This is a genomic window from Paenibacillus sp. FSL M7-0802 (assembly GCF_038004945.1).
In the GTDB taxonomy this organism is placed as follows: Bacteria; Bacillota; Bacilli; order Paenibacillales; family Paenibacillaceae; genus Paenibacillus; species Paenibacillus polymyxa_B.
In genome coordinates, this window is record NZ_JBBOSD010000001.1 from 3,820,838 (window position 1) to 3,836,716 (window position 15,879).

The 15,879-nt window shown below is 48.3% G+C and carries 14 protein-coding genes; 11 read left to right on the forward strand and 3 right to left on the reverse strand.

Features of this window, described 5'->3' with window-relative positions:
- The first annotated feature begins 16 nt into the window (after positions 1-16).
- From MHB54_RS17505 to MHB54_RS17545, 9 genes are all read left to right on the forward strand, one after another.
- The gene (locus tag MHB54_RS17505) at positions 17-1,993 is read left to right on the forward strand and encodes a cbb3-type cytochrome c oxidase subunit I (RefSeq protein ID WP_023990328.1); all 1,977 of its coding nucleotides are present in this window, start codon (positions 17-19) and stop codon (positions 1,991-1,993) included.
- Positions 1,993-2,601 (forward strand): cytochrome o ubiquinol oxidase subunit III, encoded by a 609-nt coding sequence (cyoC, locus tag MHB54_RS17510; protein ID WP_023990327.1) that lies wholly within the window; start codon positions 1,993-1,995, stop codon positions 2,599-2,601. The genes MHB54_RS17505 and cyoC overlap by 1 nt, the downstream gene beginning before the upstream one ends.
- Positions 2,602-2,937: a cytochrome o ubiquinol oxidase subunit IV gene (gene cyoD / locus MHB54_RS17515; RefSeq protein WP_023990326.1), complete on the forward strand. Its 336-nt coding sequence runs from the start codon at positions 2,602-2,604 to the stop codon at positions 2,935-2,937.
- 203 nt (positions 2,938-3,140) lie between these two features.
- Positions 3,141-4,265 carry an NADH:flavin oxidoreductase gene (locus MHB54_RS17520; protein ID WP_023990325.1) on the forward strand — a complete coding sequence of 375 codons (1,125 nt, stop codon included), beginning with the start codon at positions 3,141-3,143 and terminating at the stop codon, positions 4,263-4,265.
- Between the two features lie 148 nt (positions 4,266-4,413).
- Positions 4,414-4,782: an ArsR/SmtB family transcription factor gene (locus MHB54_RS17525; protein WP_007432172.1), complete on the forward strand. Its 369-nt coding sequence runs from the start codon at positions 4,414-4,416 to the stop codon at positions 4,780-4,782.
- A 190-nt stretch (positions 4,783-4,972) separates the two neighbouring features.
- Positions 4,973-7,414, forward strand: coding sequence for a heavy metal translocating P-type ATPase (locus tag MHB54_RS17530; protein WP_053326109.1), 2,442 nt, complete (start codon positions 4,973-4,975; stop codon positions 7,412-7,414).
- Between the two features lie 306 nt (positions 7,415-7,720).
- Positions 7,721-9,172, forward strand: coding sequence for a PEP-utilizing protein (locus MHB54_RS17535; RefSeq protein WP_264454530.1), 1,452 nt, complete (start codon positions 7,721-7,723; stop codon positions 9,170-9,172).
- Positions 9,173-9,329: 157 nt separating this feature from the next.
- Positions 9,330-9,602, forward strand: a complete 273-nt coding sequence (locus MHB54_RS17540; protein WP_340981743.1) for a hypothetical protein — start codon at positions 9,330-9,332, stop codon at positions 9,600-9,602.
- Positions 9,602-11,584 carry a heavy metal translocating P-type ATPase gene (locus MHB54_RS17545; RefSeq protein WP_264454803.1) on the forward strand — a complete coding sequence of 661 codons (1,983 nt, stop codon included), beginning with the start codon at positions 9,602-9,604 and terminating at the stop codon, positions 11,582-11,584. The genes MHB54_RS17540 and MHB54_RS17545 overlap by 1 nt, the downstream gene beginning before the upstream one ends.
- Positions 11,585-11,730: 146 nt before the next feature.
- Here the strand turns inward: MHB54_RS17545 and MHB54_RS17550 are convergent, their stop codons facing one another.
- Positions 11,731-13,254 carry a DHA2 family efflux MFS transporter permease subunit gene (locus MHB54_RS17550; protein ID WP_023990320.1) on the reverse strand — a complete coding sequence of 508 codons (1,524 nt, stop codon included), beginning with the start codon at positions 13,252-13,254 and terminating at the stop codon, positions 11,731-11,733.
- A 9-nt stretch (positions 13,255-13,263) separates the two neighbouring features.
- Entirely contained in the window at positions 13,264-13,899 is a 636-nt protein-coding gene (locus MHB54_RS17555; RefSeq protein ID WP_028541823.1) for an HlyD family efflux transporter periplasmic adaptor subunit, read from the reverse strand.
- Between the two features lie 133 nt (positions 13,900-14,032).
- Here MHB54_RS17555 and MHB54_RS17560 point away from each other — a divergent pair, with 133 nt between their 5' ends.
- Positions 14,033-14,587, forward strand: a complete 555-nt coding sequence (locus MHB54_RS17560; protein ID WP_028541824.1) for an NAD(P)H-dependent oxidoreductase — start codon at positions 14,033-14,035, stop codon at positions 14,585-14,587.
- 10 nt (positions 14,588-14,597) lie between these two features.
- Positions 14,598-15,059, forward strand: coding sequence for a hypothetical protein (locus tag MHB54_RS17565; RefSeq protein ID WP_264454531.1), 462 nt, complete (start codon positions 14,598-14,600; stop codon positions 15,057-15,059).
- Between the two features lie 81 nt (positions 15,060-15,140).
- On the opposite strand, the gene MHB54_RS17570 is transcribed toward MHB54_RS17565, so the two are convergent.
- On the reverse strand, positions 15,141-15,872 hold the full coding sequence (locus MHB54_RS17570) for a ZIP family metal transporter (protein ID WP_053326102.1): 732 nt from the start codon (positions 15,870-15,872) through the stop codon (positions 15,141-15,143).
- Between the last annotated feature and the right edge of the window lie 7 nt (positions 15,873-15,879).

Genomic DNA, 15,879 nt, shown 5'->3' on the forward strand with positions numbered 1-15,879 from the left:
GGGAAGGAGGCCCCCAATGCTTGACAAAATAAAAGAGTTTGCATCCACTTTCTTCGTTACTGGAGACCCGATGATCTATGGAGCGGACGTTTCCATCGCACTAGCAACGATCGGGATCGTGTTTGTGCTCACTTATTTCAAAAAATGGGGCTGGCTTTGGAAAAACTGGTTGACTACCGTTGACCATAAAAAAGTCGGTATTATGTATATTCTTGCGGCCATCTTGATGTTATTCCGCGGAGGCGTGGATGCATTATTGATGCGTGTTCAACTTGCTACACCGGATGTTACACTACTGCATCCTGAGCATTACAACCAGATTTTTACAACACATGGCACGATCATGATCTTGTTTATGGCGATGCCGTTGATGTTTGGTTTGTTTAACATTGCCGTACCACTTCAAATTGGTGCGCGCGACGTTGCGTTCCCTTTCCTGAACGCATTGAGCTTCTGGCTTTTCTTTATGGGAGCGATGTTGTTCAACCTGTCCTTCGTTATCGGCGGTTCGCCAGATGCAGGTTGGTTGAGTTATCCACCGCTTTCAGAAATGCAATTTAGTCCCGGCGTTGGTCAGAACTTCTATATCTGGGGTATTCAGATTTCGGGTATAGGTTCATTGGCTACAGGGATCAACTTTATTGTTACTATCATTAAAATGCGTGCACCTGGTATGACTTGGATGAAGATTCCTGTCTTTACGTGGTCCGTATTTTCATCATGTGTTATTATCATTTTCGCGTTTCCAATTCTGACGGTTACTTTAGCCTTGCTATTCCTTGACCGCTTTGGAGGAGGACACTTCTTTACGCTTGATTTCGGCGGTAACCCGATGATGTATATCAACTTGATCTGGATGTGGGGTCACCCTGAGGTATACATTGTAGTTTTGCCTGCCTTCGGTATTTATTCCGAGGTCATCAGTGTATTCTCCAAAAAGAAATTGTTTGGATACAAGTCCATGGTTTACGCCATGTTCATTATTGCGATCTTGTCCTTCTTCACCTGGGCGCATCACTTCTTCACGATGGGATCAGGCGCAGATGTTAATGCATTCTTTGCGATTTCGACGATGGTTATCGCAATACCAACAGGGGTTAAAGTATTTAACTGGCTGTTCACCATGTATCGGGGTAAGATTACATTCAAGACCCCTATGATGTGGTCAATTGCTTTTATTCCTAACTTCTTGATTGCTGGTTTGACGGGCGTCATGTTGTCTGTAGCGCCTGCTGACTTCCAGTTCCATAACAGTTACTTCCTGATCGCTCACTTTCACTCCGCTCTGATTGGTGGTGTAGTGTTCGGTTACTTGGCAGGTCTGTACTATTGGTGGCCTAAAATGTTCGGTTTCACATTGCCTGAAACGCCTGGTAAATGGGCTTTCTGGTTCTGGAACATCGGTTTCTATGTATGTTTTATTCCGCAATATTCTCTCGGTCTGATGGGTATGACGCGTCGTCTGAGCACTTATGGCTGGGATACCGGCTGGCAGCCGCTTAACCTCGTTTCGACCGTTGGGGCATTCCTGATGGGTATTGGTTTCTTGTTCCAGGTTCTTCAAATTCTTCTGGGCATCAAGAATTATCGTAAGCTGAAGGATACAACAGGCGACCCTTGGGGTGGCCATACGTTGGAATGGTCGATTCCTTCACCTGCACCGGAGTACAATTTTGCTACCATTCCACAAGTAGAAGAACGTGATGACTGGTGGGCAGAAAAAGATAAACGTGCAAAAGGTATTTTCAGAAAGCAACCGCCAATTGAAGCGATTCATATGCCGAAGAACTCGGCGATTCCATTCATTATGTCGGTATTCTTTTTCATTGCAGGTTTCGGGTTCGTATTCGGATGGTCGTTCTTCTATATTCCAGGGTTGATCGGTGTGGCAATTTGTATGATTTGCCGTTCGTTCTTCTCCTATGATGGCGACTACTATATCCCTGCGGATGAAGTAAAACGCACGGAAGCGGCAATAAGGGGGTCTGTATAATGGCACAAGCAGCAGCACACCAAAGCCATGATCATGACCACGGGCATCACGATCCGCAAGAATTGAAGATGCTTGGTTTTTGGATCTTCCTCGTAACGGACGTAATCCTGTTCAGTACCTTGTTCGCAACCTTCGTCGTCCTTCGGAACAACACAGCCGGAGGACCGGGTGGCGCAGAGCTGTTTAACATGACGGGCGTTATTATTGAAACGTTCCTCTTGCTCACGAGCAGCTTCACAAGTGGTCTGGCTGTGTTGGCCATGAACAAAGGAAGCATGAAGGGATTAATTAACTGGTTAATCGTGACGGCGATCCTGGGTCTTGGTTTTATCGGTTTTGAGGTTTACGAGTTTGTTGAGTTGGTACACGAAGGAGCCAATTTTGGAACCAGCGCGTTCTTGTCGGCATTCTTCACTTTAGTCGGAACGCATGGACTTCACGTTTCGTTAGGTCTGGTTTGGATGATTGGACTCATGTTCCAGTTGAAGAAACGCGGGCTTACACCAGAGACGAAGGGCAAAGTTTCGGCATTGAGCTTGTACTGGCACTTTTTGGACGCTGTCTGGATCTTCTTGCTGACAGTCGTCTATTTGATGGGGGTGATGTAGATGGCACAGCATCAAACAGGAGCGGGTTCGCATGGTCATGATGATTCTCACGGTTCAGTGAAATCCTATGTTATCGGGTTTATTCTGTCCATCGTACTGACCATCATTCCTCTCGGTGTGGTTATGAATCATATGTTGAGCCGCACTTCGACCATGGTTGTTATTCTAGCCGCGGCAGTGCTGCAATTTCTGGTTCAGCTTTTCTTCTTCATGCACATTCGTGAAAGCAATGGACCACGCTGGAATGTCATGACTTTGATTTTCGGGGTAGTTATCCTGTTGACCATTGTTGGTGGTTCTGTATGGATTATGGAATACAACATGGTAGCACACTAATAAGTCAGGATTTTTGCAAAATCACTCAAGTAAAAACGAATTAGGAAAGAAGAAGCGGACTTAGAGCCGCTTCTTCTTTTTTTGTGTAGCTTATTAAAAATAAAACTGTGGCTTCTTGAACTCAAGTTTACATATGTGTAAAATGGAATTGTATAACAGTAGAGTGAAAACGATAATACTAGTGGAGAGCGGAGGAAAAATTAATGAACACAGAATTACTGTTTAAACCTTTTAAGGCAGGTAATTTATCTCTTCCCAATCGGATTGTTATGGCGCCTATGACACGGAATTTTTCTCCTCAAGGTATTCCAGGGCCTGAAGTGGCCGCGTATTATCGTCGCCGTGCGGAAAATGCAGTTGGATTGATTATTACGGAGGGCACTGCTATTAATCATCCTGCAGCTGTGGAGCACACAAGCATTCCTAATTTTTATGGAGAGGGATTAGAGGGATGGGCCAAGGTAGTTGAGGAGGTTCATGCGGTAGGTGGCAAGATTATACCGCAGCTCTGGCATGTGGGTACGGCCCGTAAAATAGGTGCAGATAATCAACCGAATCCCGAGGCATTGCCTGTCGGTCCGTCCGGTATTTCTCCCGCTGGTGAAAAGGTAGTCGAGCCATTGACGGAGGCTGAGATTGCGGATATTATCTCCGCTTATGCTCAGGCCGCTGCCGATGCCCAGCGAGTGGGGTTTGACGGTATTGAGCTTCATGGAGCACACGGCTATTTAATCGATCAATTTTTCTGGGACAAAACGAATAAGCGTACCGATCAATACGGAGGCAATTTGGTCCAGCGTACTCGGTTTGCGGTGGAGGTCATTGAGGCTTGCCGTCGTGCAGTGGGGCCGAACTTCCCAATTGTACTGCGATTCTCCCAGTGGAAGATGTATCACTATGAAGAAAAGCTGGCACAGACACCACAGGAACTTGAACAGTTTCTCACTCCATTAGTGAAGGCCGGGGTGGATATATTCCATTGCTCAAGCCGCCGTTTTTGGGAACCGGAATTTGAAGGGTCTGATCTAAATTTGGCAGCTTGGACCAAAAAGATAACAGGCAAGCCAGTGATTACTGTGGGCTCGATTGGTTTGGAGAAGGCCTTTTTGAGTGATTTGGAAAAAAATAATAATCGTCAAACCGATCAATCCAGTAGTGTAGAGGCAAGATTAGAACAACTCGTGGGGCAAGTAGAACGAGAGGAAGCTGATCTGGTTGCGGTTGGGCGTGCTTTGTTGGTTGATCCAGCGTTTGCGGTGAAGTTACGTGATCAACAAATAGAAGAAATTATTCCTTACAGTGATGAAGTATTAAAGACGTTGAATTAAGCTTTATGTCGTGTAAAGCTATAGCGTTAGGCAAGCATTGAAACTTGGAAGTTTTCTGTTACAGGGCAAGCTGTAATATAAGCTATTCGTAAACTCTACGAATTTGCTATAATAGAAGCATCAAGTCGAAATACACGGGGTGAAAAGGATGAATTCTGAAACGGAAGCTTTGGATTGCGAGCCGGCTTGTCACGGTTCAGATCAGGAAATCGAGCGCATAAAATCTTCCCTTGTCGAGGATTCCATCGCATACAAAATGTCGGAGCTGTTTAAAGCACTGGGTGACCCGACACGGATTAAGCTGATTTATGCCCTGGCACAAAAAGAATTGTGTGTTCATGATCTGACCCAGGTGTTGAACATGGGACAATCTGCGGTATCCCACCAGCTTCGCTATTTGCGCAACCTGCGTATTGTCAAACGACGCAAGGAAGGCAAGACGGTGTTTTATTCACTGGATGATAATCATGTGGAGCAGATCTTTTTGCAAACCCATCAGCACATATCACATCAATGATTTTTTGGAATAAAACAACAGTAGGGCGCCAAGTGATTGGCGCTCTTTTGGCGTTTGTCCGTTGAAGTCGATTTTTTTGTTAAAAAGGGGCTAGAGTCATTGACTTTTGACCCTGATCCTGAATATAATGGCCTTAACAAATAATATATGAACAGTTGCTCATATATAGTTAATTGGAGGCCGATGGATTATGGATGCTCTAAAAAGAACGGAACGGCATGAATGGATTTTGGAAGGTTTGGATTGCGCCAACTGTGCTCTAAAGATTGAAAATGGAGTCAGTAAAATAGAAGGGGTCCTGGATTGCTCGGTCAATTTTGTTACGAAAACGTTGACGATGACCACAAGTTCGGATCAAAAAGAAGAGGTTTTTCGCCAGACTGAACGGAAGGTTCACAGACTCGAGCCGCATGTTCGAATGGTTGTAAAAAATGCTCGTGGACGCCTGCGTGAAGACAGCCGAAGCAATGCTGGTGCAGTACAGTCAGACAGCACAGAGGATTGTGCATGCGGTCATGAGCATGATGGTGAAGGTGAAGGGCATACACACGAGGTCGGGCAACATGCGGCTCACAGCCACGCTGGTCATCATCATGGAGCACATGGCAAGCAAGCCCATACGCACGATGGACACAACCACGGCGATCATGGACACGAGCATCACAACCACCATGCAGAGCACGAACATGGTGAAGCCACCCACGCTCATTCACATTCGCATGGAGATGATGGCCACGCTGGACATACGCATGATCACGGTACGGACGGTATGCGCCGCATGATTGCGCGTTTGGCTATTGGTGCGGTCGTTGCGGCTGTTGCCTGGTGGTTACCTGTCGAAGGTGTAGGCAAGCTGGCCCTATTTTTACTGGCATATATCATCGTTGGCGGTGATGTTGTCTTGCAGGCTGCGCGCAGCCTGGTGCGTGGAATGGCCTTTGACGAATACTTCCTAATGACGCTGGCTACTGTGGGTGCATTTGCGATTGGGGAATACCCGGAAGGCGTAGCTGTCATGTTCTTTTATCAAATCGGAGAGCTGTTTCAAGGCATTGCAGTTAACCGTTCACGTAAGTCCATCAGTGATCTGATGGATATTAGACCGGACTATGCCAACCTGAAGACGGCTGAGTCCGTACGGAGAGTGTCCCCAGAAGACGTTCGCATAGGGGATTTGATTGTAATTAAGCCGGGCGAGAAGATCCCGCTGGATGGTAAAGTTATAGATGGTAAATCGCATGTGGATACCTCTGCGTTGACTGGTGAATCGGTGCCTCGTACTGTAGAGCCGGGAAGCAGTGTGTTGAGTGGATTTATCAATACGAACGGACTTCTAACGGTAGAGGTTAGCAAAGAATTTAGTGAATCCGCGGTCTCTAAAATTTTGGAATTAGTGCAAAATGCGAGTGCCAAAAAAGCGCCGACTGAAAAGTTTATCACGAAATTTTCCAGATACTATACTCCAGTAGTGGTTATTGTAGCGCTGTTGTTGGCGGTTGTTCCACCGCTTGTTGTGCCAGGTGCACAATTTGCAGATTGGGTATACCGTGCGCTTGTTTTCCTCGTTATTTCTTGTCCTTGTGCGCTGGTAGTATCCATTCCACTGGGCTTCTTTGGGGGAATCGGGGCAGCCTCCCGTTCAGGTATTCTGATCAAGGGCGGGAACTATCTTGAAGCTCTGAATCATGTGAAATACGCTGTTTTCGATAAAACGGGCACACTCACCAAAGGTGTTTTCCGTGTAACAGGGATTTATCCTGCCGGAGATTTTACAAACGAAAGCTTGCTCGAAACCGCCGCTTTGGCGGAGCTGCATTCCACACACCCTATTGCTGCGTCTTTGCGTGAATCCTACGGTAAAGAGCTCAGAGCAGACCGGGTTCAGCAATATAGTGAAATATCCGGTCACGGGATTCAGGCACAAATAGATGGTCGTCTGGTATCGGCCGGGAACGCCAAGCTCATGGAGCGGGAGCATGTGGCTTTTAACGCGGCGCAGCAAGCAGGGACGCTGGATGAAGGAACGGTCGTACATGTGGCTGTAGACGGAACGTATGCTGGGTGCATTCTGATTTCAGATGAGGTTAAGGAAGACGCAGCCCAAACGGTTGCTTCACTGAAAAAGTTGGGTGTGGTGAAAACCATCATGCTGACGGGTGACAATCGGACAGTTGCCGAGGCTGTAGGACGACAGCTGGGTTTGGATGAAGTACGGGCAGAGCTGTTACCTCAGCACAAAGCTGAAGCCATCGAGCAGTTGTCTGCAAGTAAAAAAACGAGCGACAAAATTTTGTTCGTAGGCGATGGGATTAATGATACACCCGTACTGGCACTGGCAGATGTCGGTGTAGCAATGGGCGGTTTGGGATCGGATGCTGCGATTGAGGCGGCAGATATCGTAATCATGAACGACGAGCCTTCAAGGCTAGTTACGGCGATCCATATCGCTAAGCGCACACGTCGTATCGTATGGCAAAACATTATATTTGCGCTAGGCGTCAAAGCTGTGTTTCTTACGCTGGGAGCATTCGGTATTGCTACTATGTGGGAGGCTGTATTTTCCGATGTAGGTGTAACATTGCTAGCCGTATTGAATGTGATGCGTGTATTGAAGGTTCGTTCTTACGAATAAAAATAAACACCCCTGGGTTAGCATTGGATGTATAGGCATCCTGTGAAGACCGGGGGTGTTTATTTTATAGCTTCCTTTTTCGAGTGGTCTTGTGCCAGCAGTATAGAGATTTATTTTGGGATGTAGGGTGGTTGTGCCCAGATGTATAAATGTGTGGCGTGCCTAATACGTTAAGGTAGGGGCTTTACAGGTAAGGCCCATGTAAGATTCGGTTGCTCCATAATGAGTAAGCGTTTTCTTTGTTTGGAGGGGTACTCGAATTCGTGTGTGCCAACTTGCTGACGGAAGAAAGGATGGATTAATAGCATGGAGGCTAAACTGATGCATGTATTCGCAGAGCTGTTGGGTGGCAAAAACAGCCGGGATCTCAAAGTTCCAGAGTCGGGTACGGAGGCTGCTGCACAGAGGTTGGCTATGGAGACGCTAAGGGCAGGCAGCCATGAAGTATCTGCTACGCAGGAGGAAGATCCGTTGGGCTGGCTGGTTGGTTTAGCTGAGCAGGGCGTAATCAGTCGAGCGGAGGCTTTGATGGCTGCGAATCCGGAATTACTTGGGGAAACGATGCTGAATAACAGCAACGATATTGGGCAAGCAATGGGCACACTCCTAAAATGGAGCGATGAATACAGGCGTACCTCCATACGGATTTATGTCGATGCTCCTGCAAGTTTGAGTCGCATCAGTACAGAGACAGCATCAGAAATAGGCAGTTTTGACGGTTATAGTCTTCTGCATGGTCCCTTGTCACAGGCATCTGGCCGCGTGGGGGAATTATGCTATGCCTATCTGGACGTAGCTGAGTCTGGACAGATGATTCATGCCCCTGACGGGGAGCCCGATCCCATCCTTATTCCCGGTTCTCGTGCATCTGACACGTACAAAACCTTTAACCAGGCATCTGGCCTGCCTGGATTGTGTGAGCATTTGTCCCGCCGAATTATCAGTTTGCTGGAAACAGAATATGAAGGCTTATTCGAGTCTTTGAACGGATCACCACTCACTATAGCTCTAATTGAGCAAAACAATGCAGTGGGTCTTGGAAGCCTGCAAGATATGCAGCTGGAGGCATTACTGCGTGCGGCGTTACGGAGCGTGCGGCAGGGGGGGGAACCCAAGCTGGAGATTATGGTGCGCAATCCGGCTGACGTGGACGAATTCCGGGCAACCCGAGACTGGATTGACGGCGTTGCGGAGCAGACCTTATGCGAACGTCTTCGGTGCATTCCATATCGGGTAGGCGTACTTTTGACAGTTGATCCGTCTTTGGTGCCTAACGTAAGCCAAACAGGGAACAGGCCAGCCGCACGGTCGGGGGAGTCAGCCAACCCCAATAACATGTCCGAAGTGGGCGCACGACAGATCAAGCAGGTGGCTCAAGCTGCAGATCTGGCACGCTTTGCCGATACGATCATTTTAGAAGTCATACCAACTCCATCCGATGACATTAGGGCTGAGAATCAGTTGATTCCATCCGGTGTCGATGGTCATGTGAATACTAGTGATACGATAAAATGCATAATGGAGGCTGTTCGGCGTGTAAAGCCCGAGCTTCCTTTATGGGTAGCAATAGATGAAATTAACCAGTCTCTGGAAGGGATTTCGATCTGGGAGAATGAGCTGACGGGGGTCATTTGCCCGGACACAGCAGTTCCCGCTGCACGCCTTGCGGCTGCGCGTTTGGAACTGCAACAGCCCGCAGATCGTCAGCACACTTCAGGAACTGCACACAACCATGCGTGGAAGTTTCCTTTAGCCTGAAGATAACCCGAATTCATGTAATAGAGGATTTTGCAAAAATCCAATAAGCGACTTTCAATGAACAATATATAGATCGAAATGGTCTAGTTCGTCTATATATTGCACTTTGGAGCGACTGGAATCGAATTTTGCAAATCCTGAATAGGATACTTTAAATATGGAGGATACCTGCGGTGTTTGCGCGGGTATCTTTTTTTATTTAGGCTATTACTGGTTTACAAGTGGAAAAGAAAAGGTATATAATAAAACAAAAGTTTCACTAAACCAAAATAATTGTATATATGCAAAAAATGATTATCATTCTCATTGCCAAACATGCTGCTTCGGGCTTCCCGAAGCAGCATGTGCTATTTTAGGGCACTTAACAATGGATATCATTCTCAATGAGATGCTAGTACAAGGAACAAAATATGAAAGGAACGTGACATGATGCAAGCTGCTCAACGATTACAAGATACATTGTCTTCCTCTAACCGAACCCTTTCAAAAAACAGTGGCAGCGGACGACCCGGTCCGAATCGCAAGCCGCAATTTCAGCTTAAAAGCATGCTGAAAAACAAGGAGATGCAAGCTGCTCTAGGTAGTGGATTGCTGATGCTAATGGCATGGGGGATTTCACATTGGTGGCAATGGCTATCGGTCATTCTGTATGTGGTGTCTTACGCCCTTGGGGGCTGGTCCAAAGCCAGAGAAGGGATCGAAACACTGATCCGAGAACATGATCTGGATGTTAATCTGCTCATGATCGCTGCCTCCCTAGGAGCTGCGGCCATTGGCTATTGGAATGAAGGAGCCATGCTGATCTTTATTTTTGCACTCAGTGGTGCGCTGGAGAGCTATACCACCGAGCGTAGTAGTAAGGATATTTCTGAGCTCATGGCGTTGAAGCCGGAAACGGCTTTGCGCTTGTCTCGCGAGGGGACGGAAACGGTCGGCATTGAGCAGCTGTTGCCAGGCGACCTGCTGCTGGTGAAGCCGGGCGAACTGATTCCGGCGGACGGGCGAATCTCCAAGGGCGTTTCGGCAGTGAATCAGGCATCTATTACCGGTGAATCTGTTCCGGTAAATAAGGTGGAAGGTGACGAAGTATATGCCGGCACCATTAATGGAGAAGGCGTGCTATATGTAGAGGTTAGTCAGTCCTCGGAGGACACTTTATTTTCAAAAATCATTCGTATGGTGGAAGAGGCTCAGACCGAAGTTCCTGATTCCCAGCGGTTTATTAAAACGTTCGAATCGGTGTACGCTCGAATTGTTGTTGCTGTCACGCTGATCGTCATTGCCGGTGCACCCATAGCATTAGGCTGGACGTGGGCAGCAGCGTTCTACAAGGCTATGGTGTTCCTCGTCGTGGCCTCACCCTGTGCGCTCGTGTCATCCATTATGCCAGTGATGCTATCGGCCATTTCCAACCGTGCCCGGCGGGGCATCCTGTTCAAAGGTGGCGCACATGTGGAGAATATGGCATTGACTTCTGTTGTTGCTTTTGACAAAACAGGCACGTTAACGATGGGGTCACCTGTCGTCACGGATTGGATTACCGCCGCAGAATACGATGCCGATGAGCTATTGCACATTGTCGCTACAATCGAAAGTTATTCTTTGCATCCGCTGGCGCGAGCGATTGTAGCCAAAGCCGAAGCTGAATTGGGACAGAGAGAGCTGCTCCCAACCGAGCAAGTGCAGGCACTCACCGGATGGGGGATGGAAGGCATCATAGGCGGGGTGAAGTGGAAAATCGGTCGTACAAATGTACTGGATGGACCTAGTCCTCTGGCAGAGCCACAGTGGATGGAGAGTCGGGTCCGGCTGGAAGCTGAGGGCAAAACCGTATCCATTATCCTCGCGGATGATCGGATTGCCGGGATGCTGGCACTACGCGACGAGCTGCGTCCGCAGGCCCAAGAGTCCGTGAAACGCCTGCAAGCGCAGGGGATCTGGGTCGTCATGCTGACCGGAGACCGCCCAGAAACGGCTGCTGTGATCGCGGAGCAGGCCGGAGTCGACGCCGTATATGCTGGCTTAATGCCGGAGGACAAAGTCAGCCATATTCGCATGCTGCGGGAGCAGTACGGGCATGTCGTCATGGTCGGCGACGGTGTGAATGACGCTCCAGCGTTGACTGCAGCAACCGTTGGACTAGGCATGGGGATGCATGGCAGCGGAGCAGCGCTAGAGGTCGCTGACGTGGTACTGATGAACGATGGAATCGAGGAGATTGCTCCGACGATAGCACTGGCGCGCAAGGCGCAGCGGGTGGTCAAACAAAATATGATCTTCGCGGTAAGTGTCATTTTGCTGCTTGTGATCAGCAACTTTGTGCAAGATATAGCCCTGCCATTTGGGGTTATTGGGCATGAAGGCAGCACATTACTTGTCATTTTGAATGGCCTGCGCTTATTGCGGTCATAGGACTAATAATTACAAGATGACAAACAGGAAGGAGCATTCATACCTCTTAAAATCCAGGGGGATGAATGCTCCTTCTTTTGCAGTGCCAGCCTATCTGTCTGAAAGGCAAGTTCATCTCATACCTCTAGTTCGCTAACGCTGTACGTCTATCTTCGTCGCGGTGTAGACCGTCGCAAGAACAAGGAAAACAATAGCCCTGCAAGCGCAATCCCTGTAGCAATGATGAAGGCATCATTAATGCCATGGATCGTCGATTCCGTAACAGCACTGCGGTACACCTGTTGTAGCGCTAACGCTGAACCACTTTCTGTTGAAACGCCCGCTGTTTGCGCGAGGGTTTGTCCCAACTGTGCTACTCCTTCGGTTAAAGGAACATTGGCGGTGGTAGCGACATTCGCATAATCCGCTACATGAATCGTGGTCCGGCTGCTCATTACAGTAATGAGCCAAGCGGTACCGATAGACCCAGCGATTTGCCGTACTGTGTTGGACATGGCTGTACCGTGGCTACCGAGATGGGCAGGTAGCTGGTTTAGCCCTTCCGTCTGGACGGACATCATCAGCAATGACATTCCGAAGCTGCGAATCGTATAGATGATCATAATATGTCCGTAGGTGGTGGCATCGGTCAGCAGACTGAATTCCCATGTCGTGACTGCCGTAATGATCAGTCCAATGATCGCCAACGGCCTCGCGCCGATACGGTCAAATACTGCCCCTGATATCGGTGACATCACACCCATCAGCAGTGCACCCGGCAACAGCAGCAGACCGGATTGCAGCGGTGTAAAGCCGCGTATATTTTGCAAATAGATCGGCAGCAGCAGCATCCCGCCGAACATTGTCATGTTCACGGTAGCCCCGACTAAGGTCGATACAGTGAAAATATCATATTTAAACACACGGAACTCCAGCATCGGTTGTATCATGTTCAGCTCACGTACGATAAACATTACAATAAACACAATCCCGGCAGCGAGTGTAAGTATTACCGTATTGCTACTCCAGCCTTTGTCTCCAGCTGAACTAAAGCCATACAGCAGAAAGCCAAAACCAAGGGTGGAAAAGATGGTTCCCAACAGGTCAAAGTTCGGTTTTGTTAGCTTGGATACATTTTTGAGCCAGCGTATGGCGAACAGAATATCAATGATCGCCAGCGGAATAACCAGCAAAAATAGCAGCCGCCAGCTGTAATGCTCCACAATCCAGCCGGATAAAGTCGGTCCAATCGCCGGGGCAAACATCATGGCGATCCCCATGGTACCCATGGCAGCGCCCCGTTTTTCCGGAGGAAACACAGTCAGGAACACGTTCATGACCACAGGCATGATGATGCCCGCTCCGCTGGCCTGGATAACGCGTCCAACCAGCATAGGCGCAAAGCCGGTACTGGCAGCACAGACGACAGACCCGGCAGTAAATAACCCCATCGCGGATATGAACAGCGCACGTGTTCCGAATGACTCAATCAGAAAAGCGGTGATTGGAATCAAAATCCCGTTGGTTAGCATATATCCGGTGGATAGCCATTGAACGGTCGTTGCAGATACATTGAAATCATTCATCAAGTGTGGAATGGCCACGTTAAGCAGCGTTTGATTCAAAATCGAAATGAAGGCGCCTAGCAGCAGCACGGACAGAATACGTCCGACGGACATTTTTTGATCCATGACAGCCTCCTACTTGTGAACTCTGATGGTCGCACTCATTCCCGGGATAATACCCAGCCCTTTATAACCTTGAATGGAAATGTTGACAGGCACGACCTGTGTTACCTTGGTATAGTTGGCAGTGGTATTGGAAGTGGGCAGTAGTGAAAAAGTCGATGCGGTCGCCAGGCCGATCTTTTCGAGTTTACCGCTCAGGGACGTATCCGGGTAAGCATCAATATATACATCTACGGTCTGTCCTACTTGAAGATCCTGTACAGCCGTTTCGTCTATATTGGCGGTAATCCATAAATTGTTTAGATCAAAAGCCTTCGCTAAAGGCGTGCCTGCCCCAACAATCGAGTTATTGACCGCAGATTGCTGCACGATGGTACCATCGGTTGGAATCGTAACGCTAATTCGACTTCCGCCTCCTTCTACATTCCCAAGCGTGCTTCCAGCGGTGTAGGTTTTACCAACTTCAGCATTCCAGCCTGTGAGCTTGCCCGCGCTTGGAGAGGCAACGGTAACCGCTTGTCCGCTCACTTGGGCATTATCGGTTTTTATGTAGTTGGCGGATTGATTATAGTAATAGGCGGCGGCTCCACCTCCTGCCAGAATAATGATAATAACTAGCAAGTTGACTAATATGGCGCGTGAATTCATGTGTAACATGCCTCCCTAGTTCTTGGATTTTCAAAGTATGCGTCAAACGATTCATAATATTCAGATGGATTTTGGGCAAGGTTAAGAGCGCATGCGAAAAGGATGATTTTGCTGACAAAGGATGATGCGCATAATGACGACCAGAATCATGATTGTATATGACAGTGAAAATGAGCATACCGAACGTCTCGCTCGCTCCATCGCAGAAGGCGCGCGCCTTGAGCACACGGAAGTGTTGCTAAAGCATGTGAACGAGGCCGATGTGAACGAGCTAGTGAATGTGGACGCGATCATATGGGGTTGCCCGGGCCATTTTGGTACCATTAGTAGCGGTCTGAAAAGCTGGATTGATAAGCTGGGGTATCTGTGGGCACAGGGCAAGCTGGTGGATAAAATCGGCGCTGTGTTTTGCACAACCGCTACTGTTCATGGTGGATTAGAATCCACACTTCTGAATTTGATTACTCCGATGCTTCATCAAGGCATGATTGTTGTAGGACTGCCAGCTAATATTACGGAAAATGCGTTATACGGCTCCTATTACGGCGTAGGGATAACATGTCCGGTGGAGACAGACCCCAATGGACCGCCTAATCTTCCAACGGGTGATGATCTTGCACTAGGTCGCTCTTTGGGCAAACGGGTCGCTGAGATAGCGAGACGGTACCGTAGCGCTGAAAGAGAATAGGAGGCCGCCGATGACCATTGCTTTTATCGTAGTAGCTGCGGTTGCCTTTATTTTTTTGCTGGTATTTAATACGAAGATGACGCGCAAGTCCTCTCCCAAGACTCACCCCACCGAAGAGGATACACGGCAAAGAAGCAAACGTCCTTATCCTGTGCAGGTGGAACCCGAGGTGCGTGAATTGACAGATCATACGCGAGAGATGCAGCATAAAAATCTCGACGTCGAAGAACATCATGCCGAGGAGCATCACAATATGCCGGATATCCAGACGGATAAGAAGGTAGAAAAGGATCGCGAGAACATCAAAGATGCTTACGGAGATCAGGATTATCGTGCGGCTTTACGTGGTTTTGCTGGAAAAGACGAAGAAAAGGATGGACGTTCCCAAATATCCAATGGAGAGAAGGAGACTCACAAAAGTGAGGACGAGCAGTACCGTGAAGCACTGCGCTCCATGAACCAAAAAAAATGAGGTATCTCTATTTGAACATGCCAAAAAGGCTGCTTATCTGTCTGGATTACAGGCAGAAGGCAGCCTTTTTGTGTTGCTCGGCTATAGCCATTCGGTTAGCCCAATCATCGTAATTAAGCCGAGAATAAAAGAGAATGTGGCGATCCGCTGGTTGCCATCCCCGTGACTCTCGGGAATCAGTTCCTTGTAGACGATAAACATCATGGCTCCGGCGGCAAAAGCAAGCCCGTAAGGTACCAGTCCGTTCACCCAGCTACTCAAATAAAAGCCGATTAGACTCGTTATGATTTCCACGGCTCCGGTGAGGGTAGCAATGCCCAATGCCTTGAAACGGCCAATGTTTTGATTCACAAGGAATAATGCTACGATAAAGCCTTCCGGGGCATTTTGCAGGCCGATAGAGAAGGCGATCAGATTGCCGAGATTGTGAGTCTCACTTGCATAGCTGACTCCCACGGAAAGCCCTTCTGGCAAATTGTGCAATGTAATAGCTGCGATAATGAGAAAAGATTTGGACTCCAGATGAAAGGTCTTGGAGTCTGGGTCCTCCAAATCCGCATGGGGAATGTACATTTCCATCACCAGTAATACGAGACAGCCGAGCAGGATTCCCGCAGTCAGCACGAACCAATTGGAATGCTCGATCGCTTCGGGAATGAGGTTATACACGGATGCAGAGGTCATAATTCCTGCGGCATAAGCCAACAAAACATCGCGAAGCCGATGCGTGATATTACGCATAAATAGTATGGGCACGGCGCCGAGTCCAGTGGACAGGGCAGAAATAAAGCTACCTACAAAAACGTCATTCATAATCGGG